Genomic DNA, 22,815 nt, shown 5'->3' on the forward strand with positions numbered 1-22,815 from the left:
TGCATGCCAGTAGTGGCACCCGTACGACGTACCGCCGCCCGGATGGCGGCACTGGTCGCCGCGACAGTCGCCCTCGGCGTCGCGGCCACGCCGGCCGTCGTGGCCCCCGCCACGGCGGCGCCTCCGCTGACGGCCAGGGCGCCCGGGGACGACCCCGAGGGCGGCACCCCGGCACTGCGCGCCCAACTGGAGGCGGCCAGCAAGGGGTGGCTCGACGCGAAGGACGCGCTCGCGAAGTCGGTCACCCGCCAACAGAAGATCAACGAACATCTCGGCACCATCGAGAAGGACCTGGCGGTCCGCGACGAGAAGGTCGGCGTGATCGCCGGGCTGGCGTACCGGACCGGCCGGCTCGGGCCGGCCTCGGCGTTGCTGGCCAGCGACTCGCCGGACAGCTTCATGGACCGGGTCGCCGCGCTGGACGCGGTGGCCGCCAACGAGGACCGGGAACTGCGGGGCCTACTCAGCACCCGGGAGCAGGCCAACCAGGCCAAGGCGGCGCTGAACCGGGAGATCACCGAGCAGCGCAAGCAGGTCGCGGTGATGGAGAAGCGCAAGCAGCAGGCCGAGCAGGCACTGGTGGTCGCCAACCGGAAGGCGGCGGTCACCACCCCCAGTGGCGGCAGCAACTCGACCCGGTCCGCCACGGCGAAGCCGGCACCGCGCAACCCCGACGGCTCCTGGCCGCCCGAGTCGTGCAGCGTCAACGACCCGACGCCCGCCGACGGCTGCATCACCCCGCGCACGCTGCACGCGCTCAACCAGGCCAAGGCCGCCGGCTTCACCCGGTACGTCTCCTGCTACCGCCCCGGCGGTTCCGGAGAGCATCCCAAGGGCCGGGCCTGCGACTTCGCCGCACAGAAGAACGGCTTCGGCGGCGACGCCACCGGTGGCGACAAGACGTACGGCGACAACCTGGCGGCGTACTTCAAGAACAACGCCAGCCGGCTCGGCGTCCTCTACGTCATCTGGTACCGGCAGATCTGGCTGCCGAGCAGCGGATGGAAGTCGTACAGCGGAGCGGGCGGCGACCCGTCGAGCGACCACACCAACCACGTCCACCTGTCGGTCTACTGAGCCAGCCGACGCGGCCCGTCACCCCTGAGGGGTGGCGGGCCGTTCGCTTGTCGGCGTGGGGCAGCCACGGGGAACCCGGGCCACCGCAGCGGAACCGGCGACACGTGGCGGCGTGCGCTGCACCCGGTTCGGCGGGTCGTGCACCTGAGCTGACCCCGACGGGGGGCGGCGCGCACCGGTCAGGCGCCGGGCAGCACCTCGGGCTCGGGTGCGGCGGCGGCACCGGCGAAGTACGGCTCCGGCGCGCCGAAGAGGCCGAGCAGGCCGGTCACCCAGAGCTGCCGGTGGACGAACCGGCTGGGCTCGGTGACGACCAGCTTGACGCCGCTCACCTCGGCGGTCTGGAAGCCGGCGACCATCGCGCTGATGCCGACCGAGTCGATGAAGGTCACCAACCTCATGTTGAGTTCGATCCGCGCCGGGCGGCTCTTGGAGAGCACCTCGACAACGGCTTCGCGTACCTCGTACGCGGTGTCGACGTCGATCTCACCACGCGGGGCGATCTCCACGACGCCACCGGACAGGACCGACTGGACAATCGACAGGCTCACGCGAGCACCTCCACTCGCCCGTCTCCGGGCGCCTCATCAGTACGCGGGCCGCGACCGAGAGTATTCCTCCGACAGCCTCGGTCGCCACCCCCGGGGATGAGCAATTCACGGATCAGGAGCGACAAGTCGCCCAATTCCGACTCTCCTTCCCTCCCCGAACACCCGGTCCCGGGTTCCGCGCACCAGCAACCAGGTTAGCGGTCGCTCTCCGGGGCGGTGCGCAACCATCCGTCCGGGCGCGCCCGGACGGCGCGGCCCGCCTCCCACCAGCCATTGACCGGCCTGCCTAGCATCAGCCCCACCGGAGGAACCGGCATCGACCAAGGAGCCATAGATGATCAAGAGACTGCTCGGACTGGCGGGCGTCGGCGCCCTGCTCGCCCTCGTGCTGGCCTGCGGCTTCGGCGGGGCGGGCGACGACGATGACGATGACGACGACGACTTCGCCCGCGGCGTCGCGGTGGTGACGCTGCGCTGATCGGGACGCCCTGTCCGGCCGTCCGGATCCGGGGCACCGATGACCCTCGGTGATCGACATCACCGGACGGGTTTGTCGGAACGCCGGACGGGGCACGTGGTATCCCGCGCTGGCCCGACCGGGTGTCCGCCCGGACGGGCGACATGACCGACGGGTGGACGCCGACGCGCCGGCCCGACGCCGTGGTCCGCCGTGACCGCCGGTACCCCGAGGAGGTAACCAGGATGATCGGATCCACTCTGCTGGAACGCCGCAGCAAGCCCGAGCGGATCGCGGACCAGGCGTGGCGACACCTGACGTCCGCGGTCACCTCGGCCGGCGACAACGTTCGCGACACCGCCCGTTCCGCCCGACGGAACGGTCTCACCTTCGCCGACGACGCGGGCGACCTGGTGGGCACCGCCGCCGAGGAGGCCCGTCGGCGGGCCGTGCACGCCTTCGACGCGCTCGCCGGCCGCCGGCCCGCGCTGCCCTGGGCACTGCTCGTCGGCGCCGCCCTGGCCGGGGCGGCGATCGGCTGGGCGGCCGGATCGGCGGCACGTGCCGTCGCCGCCCGGGGCGACCGGGAGGCGGAGGACATCGAGTTCGTCGACGTCGACCGCCCCAACTCGCCGGCCGGCCTGGACACCTGAGCCGGCCCGAACCGTCGGACCCCTGGTCACCGTGCAGGTGACCAGGGGTTCGCGCGCTCGCGGGACTCAGATGGCGGTGATGTCCGCCGGGGCCCGCTCCGCCCGGGACAGGGCCCGCAGCACCGCCGCCTGACCGTGTCGCCGGACAGCGAGCCGGGTGAGCAGGCCGAGCACCGGGTCGATCACCTCGGCGGGCAGTTCGGGCGGGTCGATTCCGACGCTGACCGCCAGGTCGTCGGAGTGCACGGCGATCTCCAGCAGCCGGGTGACCAGGTAGTCGTCGAGGGTCAACCCCCACCCGCCCGGCGGCACGGCCACCACCCGGTCGGCCGGGGCGTCCGCCACGGCCGGGGCCACCTCGTCCAGCGTCGCCGTGACCTGCGCCAGCAGCGCCTCCGGCCCGGCCTCGGCCGCCGCCGCCCCGATCCGCCGGACGGCCACGTTGGCCTCGGCGTCCGGCCCGGCGTGGATCCACGGCACCCGGCCGAAGTGGGTCAGCAGGTCGACCGGCTCCCCCGGCGGGACGGGCTGGTCGAGGACCGTCGGAACCCGGAGGATCTGCGCGCCGAGATGCGCCGCGAGCCCACCCACCCGGAGCCCGTCGAGCGCGCTCGGCTCGGCCCAGCGCCGGGCGACCACCGGTTCGGCGATCAGGGCCATCGCCGAGCGGGCCGCCGTCAGGTACGCCGTCCTGGTCTGGTTCATCGACACACCCCTCCGTGGTCCGGCGCCTGATCGTACCGGTGCACGGCGGACGGCCCCGGCACGTGCCGGGGCCGTCCGGGTCGGGCCGGACCAGGTGGACCGGCCGAGGTCGTCCCATCTCGGGCCGGACCAGGTGGACCGGCCGGATCGTTTCAGGTCCGGCCGGACCGAGCGGACCGGCCGGACCGTTTCAGGTTCAGCCGGACCGAGCGGACCGGCCGGCTCAGCGGGCGACGCAGGTGAGGGTCGCGGGCACTCCGTTGGTCCCCGTCCAGCTCGCGAGGAAGCCGAAGCCGGTGCTGGCTCCGGCACCGAGCGCGCCGTTGTAGCCGGCGTCCCGGACGGAGACCGAGGAGCCGTTCTGGGTGTGCTGGCCGCCCCAGATCTGGCTGATCTGTTGACCGTTCGGGAACGTCCAACCCACCGTCCAGCCGGAGATCGACGTGGTACCGGCGTTGCGGACGGTCACCTCACCCTGGAAGCCGCCCTGCCAGGAGCCGGTCACCCGGTACGTCGCCGCGCAGCCGATGCCCGGCGGAGGCGTGGTGGGCGGAGGCGTCGTCGGGGGAGGCGTCGTGGGCGGAGGCGTCGTGGGCGGAGGCGTGGTGGGCGGCGGGGTGCTGGTGGGCGGCGGGGTGGTCGGGTCGGTGCCCAGCCGGTCGGCGACCAGGATGCCCCGGCCGTTGGTGCCGAGGTAGACCCGGCCGTACACGCGCGGGTCACCGGTCAGCGCCTCGCCCGCGTTGCCGTACTGGTGCCGGTCGTCGTTGATCCGCACCCAGGTCGCCCCGGTGTCGTCGGAGCGGAACACGCCGTGCTGGCCCTCGACGGTGCCGAACAGGTACAGCGCCGGGTAGGTCCGCCCGGGAGCGGCCCTGCCGAAGCCGACGTTGCCAGCCGTGCTGACCGTGGCCAGTCTGGTGAAGGTGGCGCCGGAGTCGGTGGAGCGCCACAGTCCGCCCTCGCCGGCCAGCCAGACGTCCCCCTCCCGGCCGGGCAGCGCCTTGAACTTCACGTTGCCGGTGGCGGGCAGCCCGGTCGCGGCCGAGGCGGTGAAGCTCGCGCCGCCGTTGCCGCTGACGTAGAACGTGCCGCCCTTGAAGCCGTAGAACTTCTGCGGGTTCACCCGGTCGGACTCGACGACCGCGTTCGACGGGATGCCGGTGGAGGCGGTCCACGAGTTCCCGAAGCCGACCGAGTGGACGACCTGCTGTCCGGCGTCGCCCGGTGCCCAGACGAACCGGCTGCCGTCGGCGGCGGCGGCGACCGTACCGCCGTTGTTGATCCCGCCCGGCTCGCTGCCCTGGAACCAGTTCGCGCCGCCGTCGGTGGAGAAGGCGACGTGGCTGTCGCCCGGACGGTCGGCGTCGGTGAAGTTGCCGGCCCGGACCATCACCGCCGGCTTCGTCTCGGCGAAGTCGAGGCTGGTGCTGCTGGTGAAGACCGGCTGGGTGAACATCTTCTCCGGTACGGCGGTCAGGTCGTCGTGCCGGAACCCGCCGACGTCACCGAGCGCGCTGACCAGTGGCGCGCCACTCGGCGGGCTGACCAGGTCGAGGACGTTGGTCTCCTCCAGCCCGCGGACCATCGGTCTGATGGTGAACGTGCCGCCGGTGTCCCACTTCGTCAGCTCGGTGCTGCCGTAGATGGTCGCGCCGGTGCCGTAGAGGAACCGGTTGGAGTCGTGCGGGTCGATCTCCACCGACTCGTTCATCCAGCCCAGCTTCGGGGTCTCCTCCGGCGGCTGCGGGTTCGCGCCGAAGTCCAGCCAGGGCACCGAGCTGATGTCCATGGTGTACTTCTTGGTGCGGTTCGGGTAGCTGCTCCAGTCCCAGATCCGGCTCCAGGTCGCGCCGCCGTCGGTGCTCCGCCAGAAGATCGCGTCCGGCCACCAGGAGATCTGCGTCGCCACCATCAGCGTGTTCGGCTTCTGCCGGTCGATGGTCAGGCCGCTGTAGCCGAAGTACGCGTCGGTGCTGCTCGACGGGATCGGGCTGATCTGCGTCCACGCGCCGGTGGCCCGGGTGAACTTCCAGACGTCCCCCTTGGCCCCGTCGTACGGGCCGCCGGTGTCGCTGGTGGCGATGTAGAGGTGGCCGCCGACGTGGTCGACCACCCCCTTGTGGGCGAGGTACCCGGTGGGCTGGCCGGGGATCCGCTCCCAGGTGGTCCCGCCGTTGGTGCTCCGGTAGACCGGGTTCTGCTTGTCCGCCACGCCGACGTAGACGGTCTGCGTCGGGTTGCCGGCCGTACCGGTGCTCTTGTCGAAGCTGACCCAGGTCAGGCCCTGGTTCTGGCTCTGGTAGCCGCTGGAGTCGTTCGGGTCGGCGACGTAGTTGCCGACGTTCGGGAAGTTCGCCACCTTCGCCCAGGTGACCCCGTGGTCGGTGCTGCGCCAGAGCCCGTTGCCGCCCTCGGCGGCGTAGTAGAGGATGCTGTTCCGGTTCGGGTCGACGGCGAGCCGCTCCCCCATGCCCCGGCCGGGCATGTTGCCGCCGTTCTTGAACGGCAACTCGGTGGCCTGCCAGGTGGCGCCCCTGTCGGTCGAGCGCAGGATCGCCCCGTTGTTCGGGTCCCAGCTGTTGGTGTACATCCCGACCGCCGCGTAGACCCGGTTGGTCTGCACCGGGTCGGTGGCCAGGCTGACCACGCCGTTCCAGCCCCACCTGTCGTTGCCGACCCAGTCCAGCAGCGGGGTCCAGGACTGGGTGGACTGCTCCCAGCGGTACGCCCCGCCGATGTCGGTGCGGGCGTAGATCAGGTTCTTCTCGGTGGGGTTGAAGACGATGCCGGGGACGAAGCCACCCCCGTCGATCCGGACGTTCTTCCAGGAGTAGGGCTCGGCCGCCGCGGCGGCGGCGGAGCCGGAGGGGGCGACGGTGACCTGGACGGCCAGCACGGCCGTCGCGGCTGCCAGCACGGACACGGCCGCGCCGGCGACACTTCTCCGCATCAGCGGTTCCTCTCGGGGGAGTACGCACCCCGGGCAGCGCTCCGGGGCACCCGGCGCGCCGGCCTGCCGGCCGCCGCCGGGCGGTGACTGTCCCGGGGAGTTGCCCGACTCCCCCCACCAGCGCGCTGGCTCCCGCCGCTGAGGAAGGACCTCACCCTAACCGGTCGAACCCCGGTTTGGAAACGTTCCCAACTAAGTATTCCCACTCCCGGGCCGGTCCGGTCACCCCAGGTGATACACGAAACCGTCGCCGACCTGTTCCCGCCGGAGACCCGGCACGTCCATTGGCCGGTCCGCTACGCCCTCCCACGGGGTTCCCACCGCGTACCCGGGCAGCACCACCACTGTCCGGATGCCCCGCTGGCGCAGGTACGTGACCGAGGAGGCGTCCGGGAAGCTGAGGCTGGCCGAGCGGATCTCGGCCTGGCTCGCCGGGGTGAACGAGGCCAGCCCGTTGACCATCCGGGGGAACCCGTCGGTCGACCAGAGCATCACGTGCAGCTCGCGGATGCCGTCGCTGGGTAGCACCAGCAGCGGCCCCTCCACCCCGCGCAGCGCCGCCGGCTGCTCCGGCGCCGGCACGTGCGGAGTCCGGTTGACCCCCTCCAACAGCAACAGCGCCAGCGGTACGACCAGCACCAGCCGCCCCCAGCGGGCGAAGCGCCCACCGGTACGCGCAGCGGGCCCGACGGGCTCGGTACGTGCGGTGGGCTCGGCCGGCTCGGTACGCGCAGCGGGCCCGACGGGCTCGGCCGGCACGTCTCCTCCGGTCGGCTCCGCCGGTTCGGCCCGGCTGGTCGGCTCCGCCGGTTCCTCCGGCGCGGCCCGGCCCGGCGGTTCGCGGGTGAGCGCCCCGGCGGCCAGAATGCCGAGCAGCAGGGTGGTCCAGAGCACCAACCGACCGGGGGTCCGGATGCCGTCCCAACCCGGCGCGTGCTCGACCAGGGTGACGTAGCCCGGATCCCCGTCGCCGAGGAACACGGTGCCGGCGGCCAGCGCCCCGCTGACCAGTACCCCGGCCAGCAGCAGCAGCCGGTGCCGCAGCCGCCAGGCGGAGAGGAAGAGCCCGGAGAAGGCCAGCCCGAGCAGCACCACCCCGGGCAGCAGGGTCATCTCGTTGGGGAAGCCGAGCAGCTCCCGGGCGGCGGCGTGCCGCTCCCCCCAGAGCCAACTCTCGGGCGGCGCGGTCAGGAAGCCGCGCAGCGGCGGCGAGAACATCTCGATGTGTTCGACCGTGCGCCGTCCCTCCGGGTGGCGTTCCACCACCTCGAAGTAGGGGGCGGCCATCAGCAGGGCCACCCCGGCGAAGAACACCCCACCGGCCAGGTCGGCCAGGAGCAGGCCACGCGGGAACGGCCGCCGGCCCCGCCGCCACCAGGTCCAGGTGTAACCGGCCGCCGTGACCAGGCAGACCAGCGCCAACACGTACGCGAAGGGCAGGCCGATGCCGAAACCGAGGCTGACCTGCCAGGCGGCGACCAGCCACCCCGCCGCCGCCCAACCCGGACGGACCCGCTCCGGGCGGTATCCGTGCCGCAGCGACCAGCCGTGTCCCCGGGCCAGCATCGCCAGCGACAGCGCGATCCCGCCCACGGAGAGCACGTGCAGGTGACCGGCCTGGGCGAGCTTCCACGGGGCGTACGCGAACGCCGCCCCGGCCACCGCCGACCCGGCCCGCCCCGCCCCCAACTGCCGGGCCAACGCGTAGGCCCCGACGAACGCCAGGGCGTGCACCAGCACGTAGAGCAGGTTGTAGCGGACCACCGCGGCCACCGGGCCGTCACCGACCATGCCGAACGGGGCGTACCCGAGCAGGGTGTCGGAGTAGGCGTAGGTGTACGGCTCGGGATGGAAGCTGTTCGAGTGCCAGAGGTTGGCCGGGTCGGTCAGCAGGGCGTGCCCACCCCAGGCGATCTGCCAGGCCTGGAGGGTCGGATCGCCGCTGTCCTGTGGGATCGTCCCGGTCAGGTCCCGCAGCGTCGGCCAGGTCAGCGCCGCCGCCAGCAGCAACGAGCCGAGCACCACCAGGGTCCACTCGTGCCGGGCCAGCCGCCACAGCACCCAACCGACCCGGTCCCGGACGCGGGCCGGAATGGGGGCCGTCTCCCGTTCGGTGCTCATCGCCCGCCCTCGTCGCCGACTGTGACTCGATCGATCCAGATCGTGCCGTACCGCAGCCCGGCTGTCACGCCCGTCCCATCCGGCCGGCACCGCCTCCTCCGGTCCGGGTGAGGGTGGTTCACCCCTTCCCCGGGCAGCATCGCGGCCGACGGACGAGGACGCCGTCGGCAGCATCGCGGGCCGACGGGCGAGGACACCGGCAGGGAGGAGCCTCCGATGGGCGGCGCGACGATCATCCGTACCGACCAGGACATCCAGGCCGACGTGCTGGACGAGCTGACCTGGGAGCCCCGGGTCCAGCCGCACGAGATCGGCGTGACCGTGACCGAGGGCGTGGTGACACTCACCGGCTGGGTGGACGGCTACGCCAAGAAGTGGGCCGCCGAACGGGCCGCCCACCGTGTCCCCCGGGTCCGGGCGGTCGCCAACGACCTCGCGGTGCGGCTACCCACCTCCGCCCGCCGGACCGACCAGGAGGTCGCCACCGCCGTCGTCCGGGCCCTGGAGTGGGACGCGTTCGTGGCGGTGGAGGATCTGGACGTGACCGTCGCCGACAGTTGGGTGACGCTGCGCGGCCAGGTCGAGTGGGAGTACCAGCGGCGGGCCGCCGACCGGGCGGTGCGGCAGCTCACCGGTGTACGGGGAGTCAGTAACGGCATCGCCGTCCGTCCCCGGACCACTCCCGGAGGCCCGGAGGTCGTCGCCGGCATCCGCCGGGCGCTGGAGCGCGGCGGCGTCGCCGACACCGTCCCGGTCTCGGTCGACGTGGACGGCGACACCGTCGTCCTGGACGGGGTGGTCCGGTCCGCCGCGCAGCGGGAGGAGGCGGAGCGGGTCGCCTGGTCCGCGCCGGGCGTGACCGAGGTGCACAACCGGCTCGTGGTGGGAACCACCCCGGCGGGATGAACCGGCCTCACCCGAAGCGCCGCCAGGCTGGAGGGCGTGACCGGCCCGCGTCGGCCGTGCCGACCGGCGCGGACCACCGGGCCGGGCCGACCGGGAGGAGGTGAGCGGCGTCATGACCACGTCGCTCCAGGTCACCGTCGCCCGTCTGCGGGTGCCGGTCACCGAGGCCGACCACGCGCGGGGGCCGGTGGACGCCCCGGTGACCCTCGTCGAGTACGCCGACTTCCAGTGCCGCCACTGCGGCGCGGCCTACCGGAACCTGCGGGACGTGCTGCGTCAGCGCGGTGACCTGGTCCGGCTGGTCTACCGGCACTTCCCGATCGCCAACATCCACCCGTACGCGGACAGCGCCGCCCAGGTCGCCGAGGCGGCCGGCCGGCGCGGCCGGTTCTGGGAGATGCACGACTGGCTGTACGAGCACCAGGACCAGCTCGACCCGGTGCACCTGACGGTCGGCGTCGAGCAGCTGGGGGTCTCCCCCGACGAGGTGGGCGCCGAGGTGGACCAGCGGGTGCACGCCGACCGGGTCCGGCGGGACTTCGTCGGGGGCATCCACAGCGGGGTGACCGGCGTGCCGGCCCTGTTCGTCAACGACGTCTGCCACGAGGGCGGGTACGCCGTCGCGGACCTGCTCACCGCCGTCGACCATGCGACCGAGGACTGAGCCGGCCGCTGCGACGCCTGCAGGGGACCCCTGCTCCTCAGAAAACACCTGCAGGGGTCCCCTGCTACCACGTGCCACCACCCCGGCGCGCTCAGATCAGGTGGAGTTCGCGGGCCCGGCGCACCGCCTCGCGGCGTCGGGTGGCGTCGAGCTTCCGGTAGATGTTGCGGACGTGCGTCTTGACGGTGTTCACCGACAGGGACAGCTCGCTGGCGATCTCCACGTTGGACAGGATGCTCTGGAGATACCGCAGGATGGTCAGTTCCCGTTCGGTCAGCGGCTCGTCCAGTCCCCGTCCGGGCCCTTCGCCGTACCGTGCCGGCTCGCCGGCCCCGGGCGGGTCACCGTCGCCGAGCAGGTCGGTGACGAACGCCCAGTGCGCGGTGCCGGAGTCCAGGTGCTCGGCGAGCACGTCCCGTACCCCGGGCACGGCCCGGGTGAGCACCCGCCGGTGTCCGTCCGCCGCGGCCAGTTCCAGCACCTGTTCCACCACCCGGCCGACCCGGCGGGTGTCCCCGGCCCGCCGGGCGAGCAGGGCGTCGAGCAGGCCGGCGTCGAGGCGTACCGGCACCGGCCACCGGTCGGCGTCCGGGTCGTCCCACGGGGGCAGCGCGCGGCGGGCCGCCCCCGGATCACCGGCGTGCACCTCGACCCGGGCGCGCGCCACGGCCAACTCCGGGTTGGCCGTGGAGACGGCACACTCCAACAGTTCCCGGGCGGCCGCCGGGTCGCCGCGCGCGGCGCAGTGGTCGGCCTCGGCGGCGAGCAGCCGGTCGGCCAGCACGCCGGCTCGGGGACGGTCGGTCAGCCGGTGGCGCGCCCCGGCCAGCGCGCGTTGGGCGGCGGCCGGGTCGCGCCGGAGCTGCGCCCGGCAGAACGCGGCCACCGCCGCCACCGTCGGGTCGTAGCCGGGACCGTCGGCGCGCGCCAGGTCCGCCTCGGCCTCCCCGGGCCGGTCCCGGTACAGCGCCACCACCGCCAGGGCCAGGTACGCGTGGCTGCGGTCGGCCGGGGTGACGGGTCCGCCGAGCGTCTCCCGGGCACCCTGTTCGGCCTCGCGGAGCCGGCCGTGCCAGGCCGCCGCCAGGGCCGCCCGGCTTCGGCAGAACAGTTCGGTACGGGTCCGTCCCGCCTGCCGGGCCGCAGCGGACAGCCGGTCGAAGGCCGTCCCGGCGCCGGACAGGTCCCCCTCGCTCAGGTCGGCGAGCGCGTCGGCGATGCCGGCGACCAGGTGCCCGTCCGCCCGGTCAGCGGCACCGGACCGGGGGTCACCGGCACCGGACCGGAGAACGTCACCCGGCCGGGAAGGGTCACCCGACCGGGAAGCGTCGATCGGCCGGGAAGCGTCGATCGGCCGGGAAGCGTCGACCGGGCCGGTGCGGGGAGCCCCGACGGGGCAGGCCGGCGGTCCGGTCAGTGTTCGCAGCCGGGCGGCGGCAGCGCGTACCGCCGTGGGGTCACCGCCCAGGCGGGCCAGGGCGACCTCCAGCGCGGCGACCAGCCACCGGAGCCGGTCCCGGCGGGGCGCGGGCAGCTCGCGGGCAGCGGCGACCGCGGCGCGCAGGTGGCCGGCGGCGGAGGGGTCGGCGGACCGGGCCCGGTCCACGGCGAAGGCCAGGGCAAGTTCCGGATCCCGCTCGACCCGGTCGGCCGGCGGGGCGGGCGGTGGTGCTCCGGCCGGCTCCGGGTCGTACGGGACGAGTTCCGGCCATCCGACGAGCAGCAGGTCGGTGGCATGGTCCCAGTCACCGGCGGCGAGCGCATGCCGCAGCGCGTCGGCCGGCTGGCCCTGTTCGGCGTACCAGCCGGCGGCCCGGGAGTGCAGCTCGCGCAGCTGTCCGTCGGGGAGCTTGGCCAGGTCGGCGCGGAGCAGGTCGGCCAGCAGCGGTTGGCAGCGGTACCAGCCGGGGCGCAGGCCGTCGGGGTGGAGAAACCCGGTGGACCGGGCGAGGTCGGCCAGGCGGCCCTCCCCGCCGGCCGGCCCGGTCAGCGCGGTGACCAGGTCGTCGCAGACCGTCCCGGTCACCGCGAGCCGGCGCAGCAGGTCGACGTCGTCGCCGGGCAACTCGGCGAGGACCTCGTCACGCAGGTAACCGGCGACGTCCGGCTGCTCCCCGCCGAATCCGGTGAGCACGGCGGCCGGGTCGGCGGCGGCCCGGGCGGCCAGCGCGGCCAGGCACAGCCCGGCCGGCCAGCCGCCGGTGCGTTCGCGGAGCGTCGGCACCGATGCGGGGGGCACCGCCACCCCGTGCGTGGTCAGCAGGTCGGCGACCTCGTCGGTGGTGAAGGCCAGCTCGTCGGCATCGATCTCGGTCAGCTCCCCGCGCAGCCGCCACCGGTGCAGCGGCAGCGCCGGGTCGACGCGCGCCGCGACCAGCAGGCGCAGCCGTTGCCCGGCGTGCCGGAGCAGGAACTCCAACCCGGCCAGGGCGGCCGGTTCGGTCACCCGGTGCAGGTCGTCCAGGACGAGGACGACCGGCCGGTCCCGGCCGGCGACGGCGGCGGCGAGCCGTTCGAGGTGGTCCGGCCGGTCGGCCGGCAGGTCCGCGGCGCCCAGCGCGGCGGCCAGGTACGACCAGAGCCGCGTCGCGGTGTCGCCCGTCTCGACGGAGAGCCAGGTCGGCACCGACGCGGCGGCCCGCGCCCAGGCCGCGAGCAGGGTGGTCTTACCCCAGCCGGCGGGTGCGCGGACCAGGGTGACCGGCCCGTCGGTGCCGGAGTCGAGCCGGCGCAGCAGCCGGGGACGGAGCACCACCGGCTCCGGTGGCGGAGGCGCGACCAGCCGGGACGCCAGCAGCGGCACGGTCGAACCCATCCCGCTCGACTGCTCCGGCATCTGTCGGCCTCCCCGTGGTCCCCGGTCGCGGGCGGCGGTTACCCGGCCTCACGGCGTTCACCCCTTCCGGGGGAACCGGCTTCACCCGCCCCGCCGGCAGGGTGCGGGGTGGCAGCCGGCGGGAGGCGAGGCGGAAGCCGGCAGGAGGACGGAAGGCGGGTGACGACCGTGGTACGCGCGAGGCGGCCGGGGCCGGTCGGGCGTTGGCAGGTGGTGACCGTGGGCCGTCCGGCGGACGAGGTGCTGCCCGGCGGGCGGCTACCGGAACCGCTGGCCCGGCTCGGTGACGGGGTGCAGGTGCGGTTGCGTGCGGCCCCGGGCGACCGGGGCACCGAGCTGGCCGCCCGCGCGCCGGACGGCCGCTTCGCCGGGATGGCCGCGCACCTGGTCGGCGACGACCCGGACCAGGTGCTCCGGGCCGCGCTGCGCGAGGTGCGCCAGCTCGCCGAGACCGGCGAGCCGCTCCGGCCGGACCGGCCCTGGACCGAACGGCACCGCGTCCGGCCGGACGCCGAGGTCCGTGGGCCCGGTCCGGGCCGAGAGCCGGGTCGGCACCGCCGGGGCTGGCCTCGACTGGCTCGCCCGTCGCGCTGGCGCGGTTGGCTCCGCCGGTGGGGCCGCCCAGGGCGGCGGGCGGTGCCCGGGTGAGGGCGCTGTGCTGGCAGGGCGACCGGCTGACCGTCGCCGAGGTGCCCGACCCGGAGCTACGCAACGGGCACGACGCCATCGTGCGGGTGCGATACAGCGCCACCTGCGGCACCGACCTCCACCTGATCGACGGTGGCGCATTCGGCCCCGGAGACGTGCTCGGGCACGAGTTCCTCGGCGAGGTGGTGGAGCTGGGTCCCCGGGTACGCCGGCACCGGGTCGGCGACCGGGTGGTGGTCGCCTCGGTGGTGGCCTGCGGCCGGTGCCGGTACTGCCAGCAGGGGCGGCACTCCTGCTGCGACAACGGCAGCGTCGACCCGGCCGCCGGCGAGCTGGCCTGGGGGCAGGCGCCGGCCGCCTGCTACGGCCATCCGTCGGCCGGTGGCGGCTTCGCCGGCGGTCACGCCGAGTTCGTGCGGGTGCCGTACGCCGACGTCGGAGCGTTCACCGTGCCGGACGGGGTTACCGACGAGCGGGCGGTGTTCGCCTCGGACGCCGCACCGGCCGGCTGGACGGGGGCGGACGTGGGCGGGGTGTGCCCGGGAGACGTGGTCGCGATCTGGGGCGCGGGCGCGGTCGGGCAGCTGGTCGCCCAGGCGGCGGTGCGGCGCGGCGCCGCGCGGGTCGTCGTCGTCGACCGGTACGACGAGCGGCTCCGCATGGTCGAACGGCACACCGGCGCGGAGACGGTGCACTACCAGCACGCCGACGTCACCGCCGAGCTGAGGGAACGCAGCGGCGGGCGGGGCCCGGACGTGTGCGTCGAGGCGGCCGGCGCGGTGGGTGGCTCCCGGTCGCTGGCCGAGCGGCTGCGCCGCGCCCCCCGTACGCCGTTGGCGTTACGTGAAGCGGTGCACGCCTGCCGCAAGGGCGGCACCGTGGTCGTCCTGGGCGACCTCACCGACTTCGTGGACGCCTTCCCGGTCGGCGCGGTGGTGCAGAAGGAGCTGACCGTACGGGGCACCCGCCCACACGGTCCCCGGCACATCCCGACGCTGCTCAAGCAGATGGCCCGCGACGAGCTGCGCACCGAGCACCTGGCCACGCACCGGTTCCCACTGGACCGGGGACCGGAGGGGTACGCCCTGTTCCGCGACCGGACGGACGGCTGCGTCCGCGTCCTGTTCACGCCCGGCTGAGGTGTTTGCAGGGCACCCCCGGCTGAGGTGTTTGCAGGGGTCCCCTGCTACGCAAAATGCGGTAACAGGGGACCCCTGCTACCAGCCCAGCCGGGTGGGAGACTCGTCAGGTGCCCGGTCCCCGCCCGTACGACCTCGTCCTGTTCGGCGCGACCGGCTTCACCGGTGCGCTGACCGCCGCGTACCTGGCCCGCACCGCCCCGGCCGGGCTCCGGTGGGCGCTGGCCGGACGTAACCCGGAGAAGCTGGCCGGGGTACGCGACCGACTCGCCGCCGTCGACCCGGCGCTGGCCGGGCTGCCGCTGCTGACCGCCGACGTGACCGATCCGGAGTCGCTGCGCGCGGTGGCGGAGAGCAGCCGGGTGGTGGTCAGCACGGTCGGCCCGTATCTCCGGTACGGGGAGCCCCTGGTCGCCGCCTGTGCCCGCGCCGGCACCGACTACGTGGACATCACCGGCGAGCCGGAGTTCGTGGACCTGACGTACCTGCGCCACCACGCGGAGGCCGAGCGGACCGGGGCGCGACTGGTGCACACCTGCGGCTTCGACTCGATCCCGTACGACCTGGGGGTCTGGTTCACCCTCAAGCACCTGCCCACGGACGGGCCGGTCACCGTCGACGGGTTCGTCCGGGCCGGCGGACGGTTCTCCGCCGGGACGTACCACTCGGCGTTGACCGCGTTCGAACGGTCCGCGCAGATGAGCCGCATGGCGCGCCAGCGCCGGGCCGCCGAGCCCCGGCCCGGGGGTCGCCGGGTCCGGGCCGTACCGGGGAAGGTCGGTCGCCGCGCGGACCTGGGCTTCTGGGTGGTGCCGCTGCCCACCATCGACCCGCAGGTGGTCCGCCGGTCGGCGGCGGCCCGACCGGAGTACGGCCCGGACTTCACCTACCGCCACTTCGCGGCGGTGAAGCGGCTGCCCACCGTGCTGGCCGGCGCGGTCGGTCTCGGCGCGGTGGCGGGGCTGGTGAAGATTCCGCCGACCCGGCGGTGGCTGCACGGGCGGCTCGCCGCCGGGCAGGGGCCGACGCCCGAGCAGCGGGCGAAGTCGTGGTTCCGGGTGCGGTTCGTGGGCACCGGCGGCGGGCGGCGGGTGGTCACCGAGGTCGCCGGCGGCGACCCCGGATACGACGAGACCGCCAAGATGCTCGCCGAGTCGGCGCTCTGCCTGGCGTACGACGACCTGCCGGCCACCGCCGGTCAGGTGACGCCGGTGACCGCGATGGGGGACGCGCTGCTGGAGCGCCTGGTGCGGGCCGGGATCACCTTCCGGGTCGTCGACGGCCCCGTACCAGCCGACGGTACGGGGACCGACGGCCCCGCACCGGCCGGCGGCACGGGTTGACCCTCGACCAGGTCGAGGGACCAGCATCGGTGCCCGTGGAGAGGGAACTGCTCAGCATCGGCGAGCTGGCCCGGGCCAGTGGCCTGACGGTGAGCGCGTTGCGCTTCTACGACCGGAACCGGGTGCTGGTGCCGGCGTGGGTGGACGCACACACCGGTTACCGCTGGTACACGGTCGACCAGGTGCGCGCCGCGCGGCTGGTCGCCGGGCTGCGCCGGGTGGGGATGCCGCTGGCCGGCGTCACCGCCGCCGTCGCCGCCGCCGAACCGGCGGTGGTGCACGGGCTACTCGACGCGCACCTGCGTCGGCTGGAGGACGGGCTCGCCGATGCCCGCCGTGAACTCTCCCGGATCCGTACCCTGCTCGACTCCGAGGAGACCGTCATGACCACCCGACTCACCCTGCCCCGCACCGCCCTGGCCGCCGCGTTCGACGCGGTCCGCTTCGCCGTCGGCGCCGACCCGGAGCTGCCGCAGCTCGCCACCGTCCTGGTCGACGTGGGCCCCGACACGGTGACCCTGGTCGCCACCGACCGGTTCCGGCTGGCGGTGGCCGGCGCGCCCGCCGCCGTCGCCGGCCCGCCGGTCCGGGTGCCGGTGCCGGTCGACGTCGCCGACCGGGTCCGGGAACTGCTCGGCACCGCACCGGCCGGGGACGTGTCCCTGACCGTGGGCAGCGACGGGGTCACCGTCGCGGTCGGCGACGAGCGGGTGACCGGTCCGGCCGTCGACGTCGACTACCCCGACCACCGGCGGCTGCTGCGCGACCGGGTCGCCGCCTCGCCGGCCCGCCGGACGACGGTGGACGTGCCGGCGCTGCGGGCCACGCTGGGCGGTGCGCCCACCGTGCGGCGCGAGCACGACGGCATCCGGTACGAGGTGACCGTGCTCAGCGTGGACGACCGGGGTGCCCTGGACGTGGTCGGCGAGGACGTCCCCGCCGGGGAGGACCTGCGGATCGGGGTGAACCGGGAGTTCCTCCTCGACGCCCTGGACGCGGCGGACCGGGGGCAGCTCGTGCTGGAGCTGGACGGGCCGATCACCCCGCTGGTCGTACGCCGTCCCGACGACGAGCTGACCTACTCGCTGCTGATGCCGATCCGGCTCTGACCGTCCCCTGAGCGGTTCGGCGATGTCGGGGCATCCTGCCGGCAGGATGCCCCGGTGTCGCCGGAGCGGGGCGGGAGCCGGGCGACGCGGCGACGGGCCGTCGGCCGGGCGTGGCGAGGGCGTGCCCGGCCGGCGGGGGCGCGACGGTAGCATCTGGTGGTCCCACCCGACGGCCCGGACGGAGCGTACGGAGCAGCATGCTCGACATGGAGTTGATCCGGAAGGATCGGGAGGCGGTCGCGTCCGCGCTGGCCAAGCGGCTCGATCCGGCCGAGGTCACGCGTGCCCTTGACGAGATCCAGCAGCTCGACCAGGACCGACGCGCCCTGATCAGCGCCATCGACGCCGAGCGGCAGCGCCGCAAGGCGGAGGCGCGGGCGTACGCGGCGGCCAAGCGCGCCGGCACCGAGCCCGAGGTCTCCGCCCCGGAGGCGGGGCGCAAGCAGCTCGCCGAGCTGGAGGCCGAGCTGGACGAGGTGCAGTCCCGGCTGCGCACCAGCATGAGCGAGCTGCCGAACCTGCCCGCCGACGACGTGGTCCCCGGCGGCAAGGAGGCCAACCGGGTGGTCAAGGTCTTCGGCGAGCCGCCGACGATCGAGAAGGTCCGCGACCACGTGGAGCTGTCCCGCGCCCTCGGTCTGGTCGACCACGAGCGCGGCGTCAAGCTCGGTGGCTCCGGCTTCTGGATGTACACCGGGTGGGGCGCCCGGCTGGAGTGGGCGCTGGTCAACTGGTTCGTCGACCGGCACGTCGCCGCCGGGTACGAGTTCCTCCTCCCGCCGCACCTGTTGCTGCACAGCGCCGGGTTCGCCGCCGGGCAGTTCCCCAAGTTCCACGACGACGTCTACCACCTCGACCGGGAGTCCGCTCCACGTGGACAGTTCCTGCTGCCGACGTCGGAGACGGCGATCCTCGGCGCGTACCAGGACGAGATCCTCGACCCGGCGAAGCTGCCGCTGAAGGCGTTCGCGTACACCCCCTGCTACCGGCGGGAGTCGGCCGGTTCGCACTCGGACGAGCGCGGCACCGTCCGGGGCCACCAGTTCAACAAGGTGGAGATCTTCCAGTTCACCCTGCCCGAGCAGGCGGACGCGGCGCTGGAGGAGATGCTCGCCCACGCGGAGAGCCTGGTCGAGGGGCTGGGGCTGCACTACCAGCGCAGCCTGCTCTCCGCCGGGGACGCCAGCGCGTCCATGCGGAAGACCCTCGACATCGAGGTGTGGATGCCGAGCACCGGCAAGTACAAGGAGGTCTCGTCGGTCTCCTGGGCGGGCGACTACCAGGCCCGCCGGGCGGCCATCCGGTACAAGGAGCCCGGCGGCAAGCAGACCCGCTTCGTGCACACGCTGAACGGGTCGGCGCTGGCCACCAGCCGACTCTTCCCGGCGATCCTGGAGCAGTTCCAGCAGCCCGACGGCTCGGTGCTGGTGCCGGAGGTGCTCCGCGACCGCCTCGGCACCGACCGTCTCGTGCCCCCCGGTCGCTGACGGGTCGGGTACGACGTCGCACAGGTCCCCCGCGAGCGTTCCTCGCGGGGGACCTTTCGTCTACTACCGGTCGAACGGTAGTTCGGGGCGTCGCTGGTCACGCGGTTCGACGATGGCCGCTTCGAGTCGGAGTCCCAGTCCGGTGAGGACCAGCAGGCCCGCCAGGACGAGTCCGCCGGGCTGCGGGTTGGTGCCCATGTTCAGCAGAGAGATGAGCAGGCCGACCCCGAGCGAGAAGCCGCCCATCGCCCGGAGGCCCTCACTTCGGGTGTACCGCAGATTCATGACGTCCACCGTAGAGCGGGACTCGGTCGGGTGTTTCATCGCGACGGTGAGCAGGCGAGGAACGGTCGGTGGTGGTAGCCATGCACATCGGCGGCCTGGACGAGTGGACGTGGCAGCTCCACGGCGTCGCCGCGCCTGACCCCGAACCCCGCCGCCTGGCACGAGACCGTCCAGCGGAACGACTGGCGGTGGCTGCCTGCCGAGCATCGTGCCGCCCACCTGGTCGACGCCGCCCGCACCTACCTTCAGGCGCACGGCACACTCGCGGTGCTCGGAACGTTGTTCTGCGCGTCCGTCGCCCTCCAGACGGTCGCCCACTGGCAGCAGGTTCCGTTCGCTGCGGCGTTGACCTTCACCGGGCTCGCGGCGGTATGGCGAGCACCTCCTCGTCTACCTTGAGAGCTGGCAGGCGGGCGGTGCTCGTAGAGCCCGGCACGAACGCAGTTGACGGGTGGCTTAGGTTTCACGTGTCCATACGTGCGACAGACGGGTTGCCGACGATGAACGCCCACACAGCGCCAGGCAACGGTCCCGATCGACGGTCGCACCCGCCGGCCGCCCTGGCGGCCGAGGCAGCGCGGCATCCGGGGGGCTCGGTCGCCGAGATCGACCACACGTTGGTCAGTGATCCGAACGGCTTCGTTCCGGCGGAGGCCGTCCGTGGTGTGTGGAAGGTGGGCGCCGACGGCCGGCTCACCGGTGAGTTCCAACCCAATCCGAACTACGGCCCCCCGCAGGACGACTTCACCCGGCTGGTCAGCACCGGCCACTTCCTGGATTGGCTCGGCGACGATCCGGCCTCGGCCGTTCGCGGATCAGTTGCCGAGATCGTCGACCAGCAGGTGCCGGGCGCAACCGTACGCTGGATGAAGATCACCGACGAACCGAGGTTCCTGACCGCTGGTCGACGAGCTCCGGACGACCCGGAAAGCCTGATCCTCACTCGTGCCGCCCTGGCTGCGTCCTTCGCGATCGGGGTGGACTCGCCGTCCGGGCGTCACGACGTCCTGTGGGGGGTCCACAGCATCGTGGTGGTCGGGCTCGACCGGGGAGACCGAGCCCGCAGCCGGGCATGGTTCGACCTCTGGACCGAACTGGACGCGGCCGAGCACCTTCTCCGTTCCCGTATCGCCGAGGTCGAGCCGGCAGGCTGACCCACCACAACGTGTCGCCCTCGGGACAACGGGTCCCGGGGCCACTCGCTTCTCTGCGCTGGCCTGCCTGTGGCGGTCTGCTGCTGGCTGGACGGCAACCGGGCACGATCCCGGTGGGCGCATGAACGGGGCAGTTCCACAGCGTCGCTACCTCCACCCTGCTCCCGCCCGCCGACCGTCGACGACGAGGCAGGATTGCCGCCGCCACACAGGCAGAAAGACGTTTGTCCATGCGTTGACGCCCACTGCAAGGCGCTTGTAACATTTCCGAAACCTTTCAGAGCCGCTGCAAGAAGCGGCACCGCAGTCCTGGCGCGTCCACCACCCGTCCCCCGTACCCCCGTCAGGAGTAGAAGATGCTTCGACGTCGACGCCGTACGGCGCTGCTGGCCGTGGGCCTGCTCGCCGGCCTGCTCGCGCCGGTCACCGTGACGGCTCCCCCGGCCGCCGCGGCCCCCTCCGGCAACAAGAAGGTCATCGCGAACCTGTTCGAGTGGAACTGGCCCTCGGTGGCCAGCGAGTGCACCAGCACGCTCGGCCCGAAGGGCTACGGCTACGTCCAGGTCTCGCCCCCGCAGGAGCACATCCGGGGCAACCAGTGGTGGGTGACCTACCAACCGGTCAGCTACCGCATCGAGTCACGCAAGGGCACCCGCGCGCAGTTCCAGTCCATGGTGAACACCTGCCATGCCGCCGGCGTGAAAGTGATCGTGGACGCGGTGGTCAACCACATGTCCGGCCAGGACGCGGGCGGCACCGGCTGGGCCGGCTCGTCGTACCAGCACTACACCTACCCGGGCATCTACCAGTCGCAGGACTTCCACTACTGCGGGCGCAACGGCAACAACGACATCGCCAACTACAACGACCGGTACGAGGTGCAGAACTGCGAGCTGGTCAACCTCGCCGACCTGAAGACCGAGTCGGAGTACGTCCGGTCGCGGCTCGCCGCGTACCTCAACGACCTGCTCTCGCTCGGCGTGGACGGCTTCCGGATGGACGCCAGCAAGCACATGCCGGCCGCCGACATCGCCGCGATCAAGAGCAAGCTCTCCCGCTCGGCGTACATCGTGCAGGAGGTCATCTACGGCGCGGGCGAACCGGTCCAACCCGGTGAGTACACCGGCAACGGGGACGTGCACGAGTTCCGCTACGGCAAGGACCTGGCCCGGGTGTTCCGCTCCGAACGGTTGGCGTACCTGAAGAACTTCGGCGAGGGCTGGGGGCACCTGCCCAGCGGCGTGGCGTCGGTCTTCGTCGACAACCACGACACCCAGCGGGACGTCGGCGGCGTGCTGACCTACAAGGACCGGGGCATCTACGCCCTCGCCAACGCCTTCATGCTGGCCTGGCCGTACGGCTCGCCGACGGTGATGTCGAGCTACACCTTCACCAACCGCGACGCCGGGCCGCCCTCGGACGGCAACAACAAGACCCTGAACACCACCTGCTACTCCGGCTGGGAGTGCGAGCACCGCTGGCCGGTGATCGCCAACATGGTCGGCTTCCGCAACGCCACCGAGGGGGCCGGCGTCTCCAACTGGTGGGACAACGGATACCAGCACATCGCGTTCAGCCGGACCGGCAAGGGCTTCGTCACGATCAACGACGAGGACTTCGCGGTCAACGGCCGGACCTACCAGACCGGTCTGCCGGCCGGCCGGTACTGCGACGTCATCCACGGCACCTTCAGCAACGGCTCGTGCAGCGGACCGGTGATCACCGTCGACTCCGGCGGCTGGTTCGCCGCGAACGTGCCGGCCCACGACGCGATCGCCATCCATGTCGGAGCCCGTCTGTCGTAGCACCATCCGAAAACCCCTCCCCGATGCGACGGCGCGGGGAGGGGTTTTCCGTGTCAACGGCGCATGGCCCGTCCGGGCTGACCCCGCGACGCCCAGCGGCACCTGGTGGAGGCGGTCCCGCGCGGCACCGCCGTGGTGCTGGTCGACCGGGTGTAGGCGCGCGGGACGCCGGGTACCTGGCCCCTACCCCGCACCCCTGACCAGGAGGACCTCCCATGACCGTCGTGCTCGCCATCGTCTGTAGTGACGGGGTGGTGATCGGCGCGGACTCCCAGATCACGGAGAGCGACCGAGGTCTGAGCTTCCCCGCCCAGAAGCTGCACCCGCTGGGCTCGTGCGCCGCCTGGGGCGGCAGCGGCGCACGGGGGGTGCTCAACGACCTTCGCCCCATCCTCCAGGACTCGGCCACCGCCATCCTCGAAGCACCCGACATCGGCGACGAGTTGCAGGAACGCGCCCTGCCCGTCCTGAAGAAGCACTACGAGAACTACATCCCGGACGTGCCCGGCGAGGGCAGCGGCGGCGGGGTGGCGGCGTACCTGCTCGCGGCGGGCTACAGCCAGGGCGGGCCGTGGATCGTGGAGATCAACCCCAACGGCCTCATCGGGCGGTACGAGGACGTGGGCTTCCACGCCATCGGCTCCGGCGCGCCCATGGCCCAGCAGGCCGGCGCGCTCCTGTCCCACTTCCGCATGACCAAGCGGACCGTCGAGTACGGCGTGGTGGGTGTCGTACGGGTGCTGGAGGCCCTGGAGCAGACCTCGCCGTCGGTCGGCCGGCCGTTCAGCGTCGCGAGCATCCGCGAGGAGGGCGCCCACCACCTCGACGACAAGGAGATCGCGAAGGCTCTGAAGGACGCCGAGCGCTGGCGCGACCTCGAACAGGAAGCGCTCGACCGGCTGTTCGACTGACCGACCGGCAC

At 73.4% G+C, this 22,815-nt stretch carries 18 protein-coding genes and 1 pseudogene; 13 read left to right on the plus strand and 6 right to left on the minus strand.

Translation table 11 applies throughout. The features are described from left to right. The first annotated feature begins 12 nt into the window (after nucleotides 1–12). A complete protein-coding gene (locus QSK20_RS03030) occupies nucleotides 13–1,077 on the plus strand; it encodes a coiled-coil domain-containing protein (RefSeq protein WP_502888832.1) in 1,065 nt (354 codons plus the stop codon). 179 nt (nucleotides 1,078–1,256) lie between these two features. Here QSK20_RS03030 and QSK20_RS03035 read toward each other — a convergent pair whose 3' ends face one another. Further along, nucleotides 1,257–1,628 carry an STAS domain-containing protein gene (locus QSK20_RS03035; RefSeq protein ID WP_285786984.1) on the minus strand — a complete coding sequence of 124 codons (372 nt, stop codon included), beginning with the start codon at nucleotides 1,626–1,628 and terminating at the stop codon, nucleotides 1,257–1,259. Between the two features lie 334 nt (nucleotides 1,629–1,962). Here QSK20_RS03035 and QSK20_RS03040 point away from each other — a divergent pair, with 334 nt between their 5' ends. Together QSK20_RS03040 and QSK20_RS03045 are read left to right on the plus strand one after the other, a co-directional pair. Continuing rightward, entirely contained in the window at nucleotides 1,963–2,106 is a 144-nt protein-coding gene (locus QSK20_RS03040; RefSeq protein ID WP_157748954.1) for a hypothetical protein, read from the plus strand. Between the two features lie 224 nt (nucleotides 2,107–2,330). Then, nucleotides 2,331–2,738 (plus strand): hypothetical protein, encoded by a 408-nt coding sequence (locus QSK20_RS03045; protein ID WP_285786985.1) that lies wholly within the window; start codon nucleotides 2,331–2,333, stop codon nucleotides 2,736–2,738. A 66-nt stretch (nucleotides 2,739–2,804) separates the two neighbouring features. Here QSK20_RS03045 and QSK20_RS03050 read toward each other — a convergent pair whose 3' ends face one another. From QSK20_RS03050 to QSK20_RS03060, 3 genes are all read right to left on the minus strand, one after another. After that, complete coding sequence (locus tag QSK20_RS03050; protein ID WP_285786986.1) at nucleotides 2,805–3,443, minus strand: maleylpyruvate isomerase N-terminal domain-containing protein; 639 nt, start codon at nucleotides 3,441–3,443, stop codon at nucleotides 2,805–2,807. 223 nt (nucleotides 3,444–3,666) lie between these two features. Continuing rightward, the gene (locus tag QSK20_RS03055; RefSeq protein ID WP_285786987.1) at nucleotides 3,667–6,396 is read right to left on the minus strand and encodes a cellulose binding domain-containing protein; all 2,730 of its coding nucleotides are present in this window, start codon (nucleotides 6,394–6,396) and stop codon (nucleotides 3,667–3,669) included. A gap of 222 nt (nucleotides 6,397–6,618) precedes the next feature. Then, nucleotides 6,619–8,517, minus strand: coding sequence for a hypothetical protein (locus QSK20_RS03060; RefSeq protein ID WP_285786988.1), 1,899 nt, complete (start codon nucleotides 8,515–8,517; stop codon nucleotides 6,619–6,621). A gap of 216 nt (nucleotides 8,518–8,733) precedes the next feature. Between QSK20_RS03060 and QSK20_RS03065 the strand changes: the two genes are divergently transcribed. Both QSK20_RS03065 and QSK20_RS03070 read left to right on the plus strand, forming a co-directional pair. Next, nucleotides 8,734–9,423: a BON domain-containing protein gene (locus tag QSK20_RS03065; RefSeq protein WP_285786989.1), complete on the plus strand. Its 690-nt coding sequence runs from the start codon at nucleotides 8,734–8,736 to the stop codon at nucleotides 9,421–9,423. Nucleotides 9,424–9,535: 112 nt separating this feature from the next. Beyond that, entirely contained in the window at nucleotides 9,536–10,087 is a 552-nt protein-coding gene (locus QSK20_RS03070; protein ID WP_285786990.1) for a DsbA family protein, read from the plus strand. A 91-nt stretch (nucleotides 10,088–10,178) separates the two neighbouring features. Here QSK20_RS03070 and QSK20_RS03075 read toward each other — a convergent pair whose 3' ends face one another. Beyond that, entirely contained in the window at nucleotides 10,179–12,923 is a 2,745-nt protein-coding gene (locus QSK20_RS03075) for a winged helix-turn-helix domain-containing protein (protein WP_285786991.1), read from the minus strand. A 159-nt stretch (nucleotides 12,924–13,082) separates the two neighbouring features. On the opposite strand from QSK20_RS03075, the pseudogene QSK20_RS03080 reads away from it, so the two are divergent. The 5 genes and pseudogenes from QSK20_RS03080 to serS form a co-directional block, all read left to right on the plus strand. Then, a pseudogene (locus tag QSK20_RS03080) lies at nucleotides 13,083–13,415 on the plus strand (SRPBCC family protein); the annotation flags it as partial. 152 nt (nucleotides 13,416–13,567) lie between these two features. After that, nucleotides 13,568–14,710 carry an alcohol dehydrogenase catalytic domain-containing protein gene (locus QSK20_RS03085; RefSeq protein WP_285786992.1) on the plus strand — a complete coding sequence of 381 codons (1,143 nt, stop codon included), beginning with the start codon at nucleotides 13,568–13,570 and terminating at the stop codon, nucleotides 14,708–14,710. A 110-nt stretch (nucleotides 14,711–14,820) separates the two neighbouring features. Further along, nucleotides 14,821–16,053 (plus strand): saccharopine dehydrogenase family protein, encoded by a 1,233-nt coding sequence (locus QSK20_RS03090; RefSeq protein WP_285786993.1) that lies wholly within the window; start codon nucleotides 14,821–14,823, stop codon nucleotides 16,051–16,053. 35 nt (nucleotides 16,054–16,088) lie between these two features. After that, entirely contained in the window at nucleotides 16,089–17,162 is a 1,074-nt protein-coding gene (locus QSK20_RS03095) for a DNA polymerase III subunit beta family protein (protein ID WP_502888829.1), read from the plus strand. Nucleotides 17,163–17,359: 197 nt separating this feature from the next. Further along, the gene (gene serS, locus QSK20_RS03100; protein WP_285786994.1) at nucleotides 17,360–18,649 is read left to right on the plus strand and encodes a serine--tRNA ligase; all 1,290 of its coding nucleotides are present in this window, start codon (nucleotides 17,360–17,362) and stop codon (nucleotides 18,647–18,649) included. Nucleotides 18,650–18,712: 63 nt separating this feature from the next. Here the strand turns inward: serS and QSK20_RS03105 are convergent, their stop codons facing one another. Then, nucleotides 18,713–18,934 carry a hypothetical protein gene (locus QSK20_RS03105; RefSeq protein WP_285786995.1) on the minus strand — a complete coding sequence of 74 codons (222 nt, stop codon included), beginning with the start codon at nucleotides 18,932–18,934 and terminating at the stop codon, nucleotides 18,713–18,715. A 416-nt stretch (nucleotides 18,935–19,350) separates the two neighbouring features. Here QSK20_RS03105 and QSK20_RS03110 point away from each other — a divergent pair, with 416 nt between their 5' ends. The 3 genes from QSK20_RS03110 (at nucleotide 19,351) to QSK20_RS03120 (ending at nucleotide 22,804) form a co-directional block, all read left to right on the plus strand. After that, nucleotides 19,351–20,088: a hypothetical protein gene (locus tag QSK20_RS03110; RefSeq protein WP_285786996.1), complete on the plus strand. Its 738-nt coding sequence runs from the start codon at nucleotides 19,351–19,353 to the stop codon at nucleotides 20,086–20,088. A 356-nt stretch (nucleotides 20,089–20,444) separates the two neighbouring features. Then, entirely contained in the window at nucleotides 20,445–21,893 is a 1,449-nt protein-coding gene (locus QSK20_RS03115; RefSeq protein ID WP_285786997.1) for an alpha-amylase, read from the plus strand. A 215-nt stretch (nucleotides 21,894–22,108) separates the two neighbouring features. After that, nucleotides 22,109–22,804, plus strand: coding sequence for an Ntn hydrolase family protein (locus tag QSK20_RS03120; protein ID WP_285786998.1), 696 nt, complete (start codon nucleotides 22,109–22,111; stop codon nucleotides 22,802–22,804). Nucleotides 22,805–22,815: the final 11 nt, after the last annotated feature.

The sequence above is a fragment of the Micromonospora sp. NBRC 101691 genome (assembly GCF_030269285.1).
Lineage (GTDB): Bacteria > Actinomycetota > Actinomycetes > Mycobacteriales > Micromonosporaceae > Micromonospora > Micromonospora echinospora.

Excerpts from the sequence above, each read along its gene's own strand:
- QSK20_RS03115 (WP_285786997.1), top strand. The coding sequence starts at position 20,445 with ATGCTTCGACGTCGACGCCGTACGGCGCTGCTGGCCGTGGGCCTGCTC.
- QSK20_RS03060 (WP_285786988.1), bottom strand. The coding sequence starts at position 8,517 with ATGAGCACCGAACGGGAGACGGCCCCCATTCCGGCCCGCGTCCGGGAC.
- QSK20_RS03045 (WP_285786985.1), top strand. The coding sequence starts at position 2,331 with ATGATCGGATCCACTCTGCTGGAACGCCGCAGCAAGCCCGAGCGGATC.
- QSK20_RS03055 (WP_285786987.1), bottom strand. The coding sequence starts at position 6,396 with ATGCGGAGAAGTGTCGCCGGCGCGGCCGTGTCCGTGCTGGCAGCCGCG.
- QSK20_RS03065 (WP_285786989.1), top strand. The coding sequence starts at position 8,734 with ATGGGCGGCGCGACGATCATCCGTACCGACCAGGACATCCAGGCCGAC.
- serS (WP_285786994.1), top strand. The coding sequence starts at position 17,360 with ATGCTCGACATGGAGTTGATCCGGAAGGATCGGGAGGCGGTCGCGTCC.
- QSK20_RS03070 (WP_285786990.1), top strand. The coding sequence starts at position 9,536 with ATGACCACGTCGCTCCAGGTCACCGTCGCCCGTCTGCGGGTGCCGGTC.
- QSK20_RS03120 (WP_285786998.1), top strand. The coding sequence starts at position 22,109 with ATGACCGTCGTGCTCGCCATCGTCTGTAGTGACGGGGTGGTGATCGGC.
- QSK20_RS03050 (WP_285786986.1), bottom strand. The coding sequence starts at position 3,443 with ATGAACCAGACCAGGACGGCGTACCTGACGGCGGCCCGCTCGGCGATG.
- QSK20_RS03040 (WP_157748954.1), top strand. The coding sequence starts at position 1,963 with ATGATCAAGAGACTGCTCGGACTGGCGGGCGTCGGCGCCCTGCTCGCC.
- QSK20_RS03075 (WP_285786991.1), bottom strand. The coding sequence starts at position 12,923 with ATGCCGGAGCAGTCGAGCGGGATGGGTTCGACCGTGCCGCTGCTGGCG.
- QSK20_RS03105 (WP_285786995.1), bottom strand. The coding sequence starts at position 18,934 with ATGAATCTGCGGTACACCCGAAGTGAGGGCCTCCGGGCGATGGGCGGC.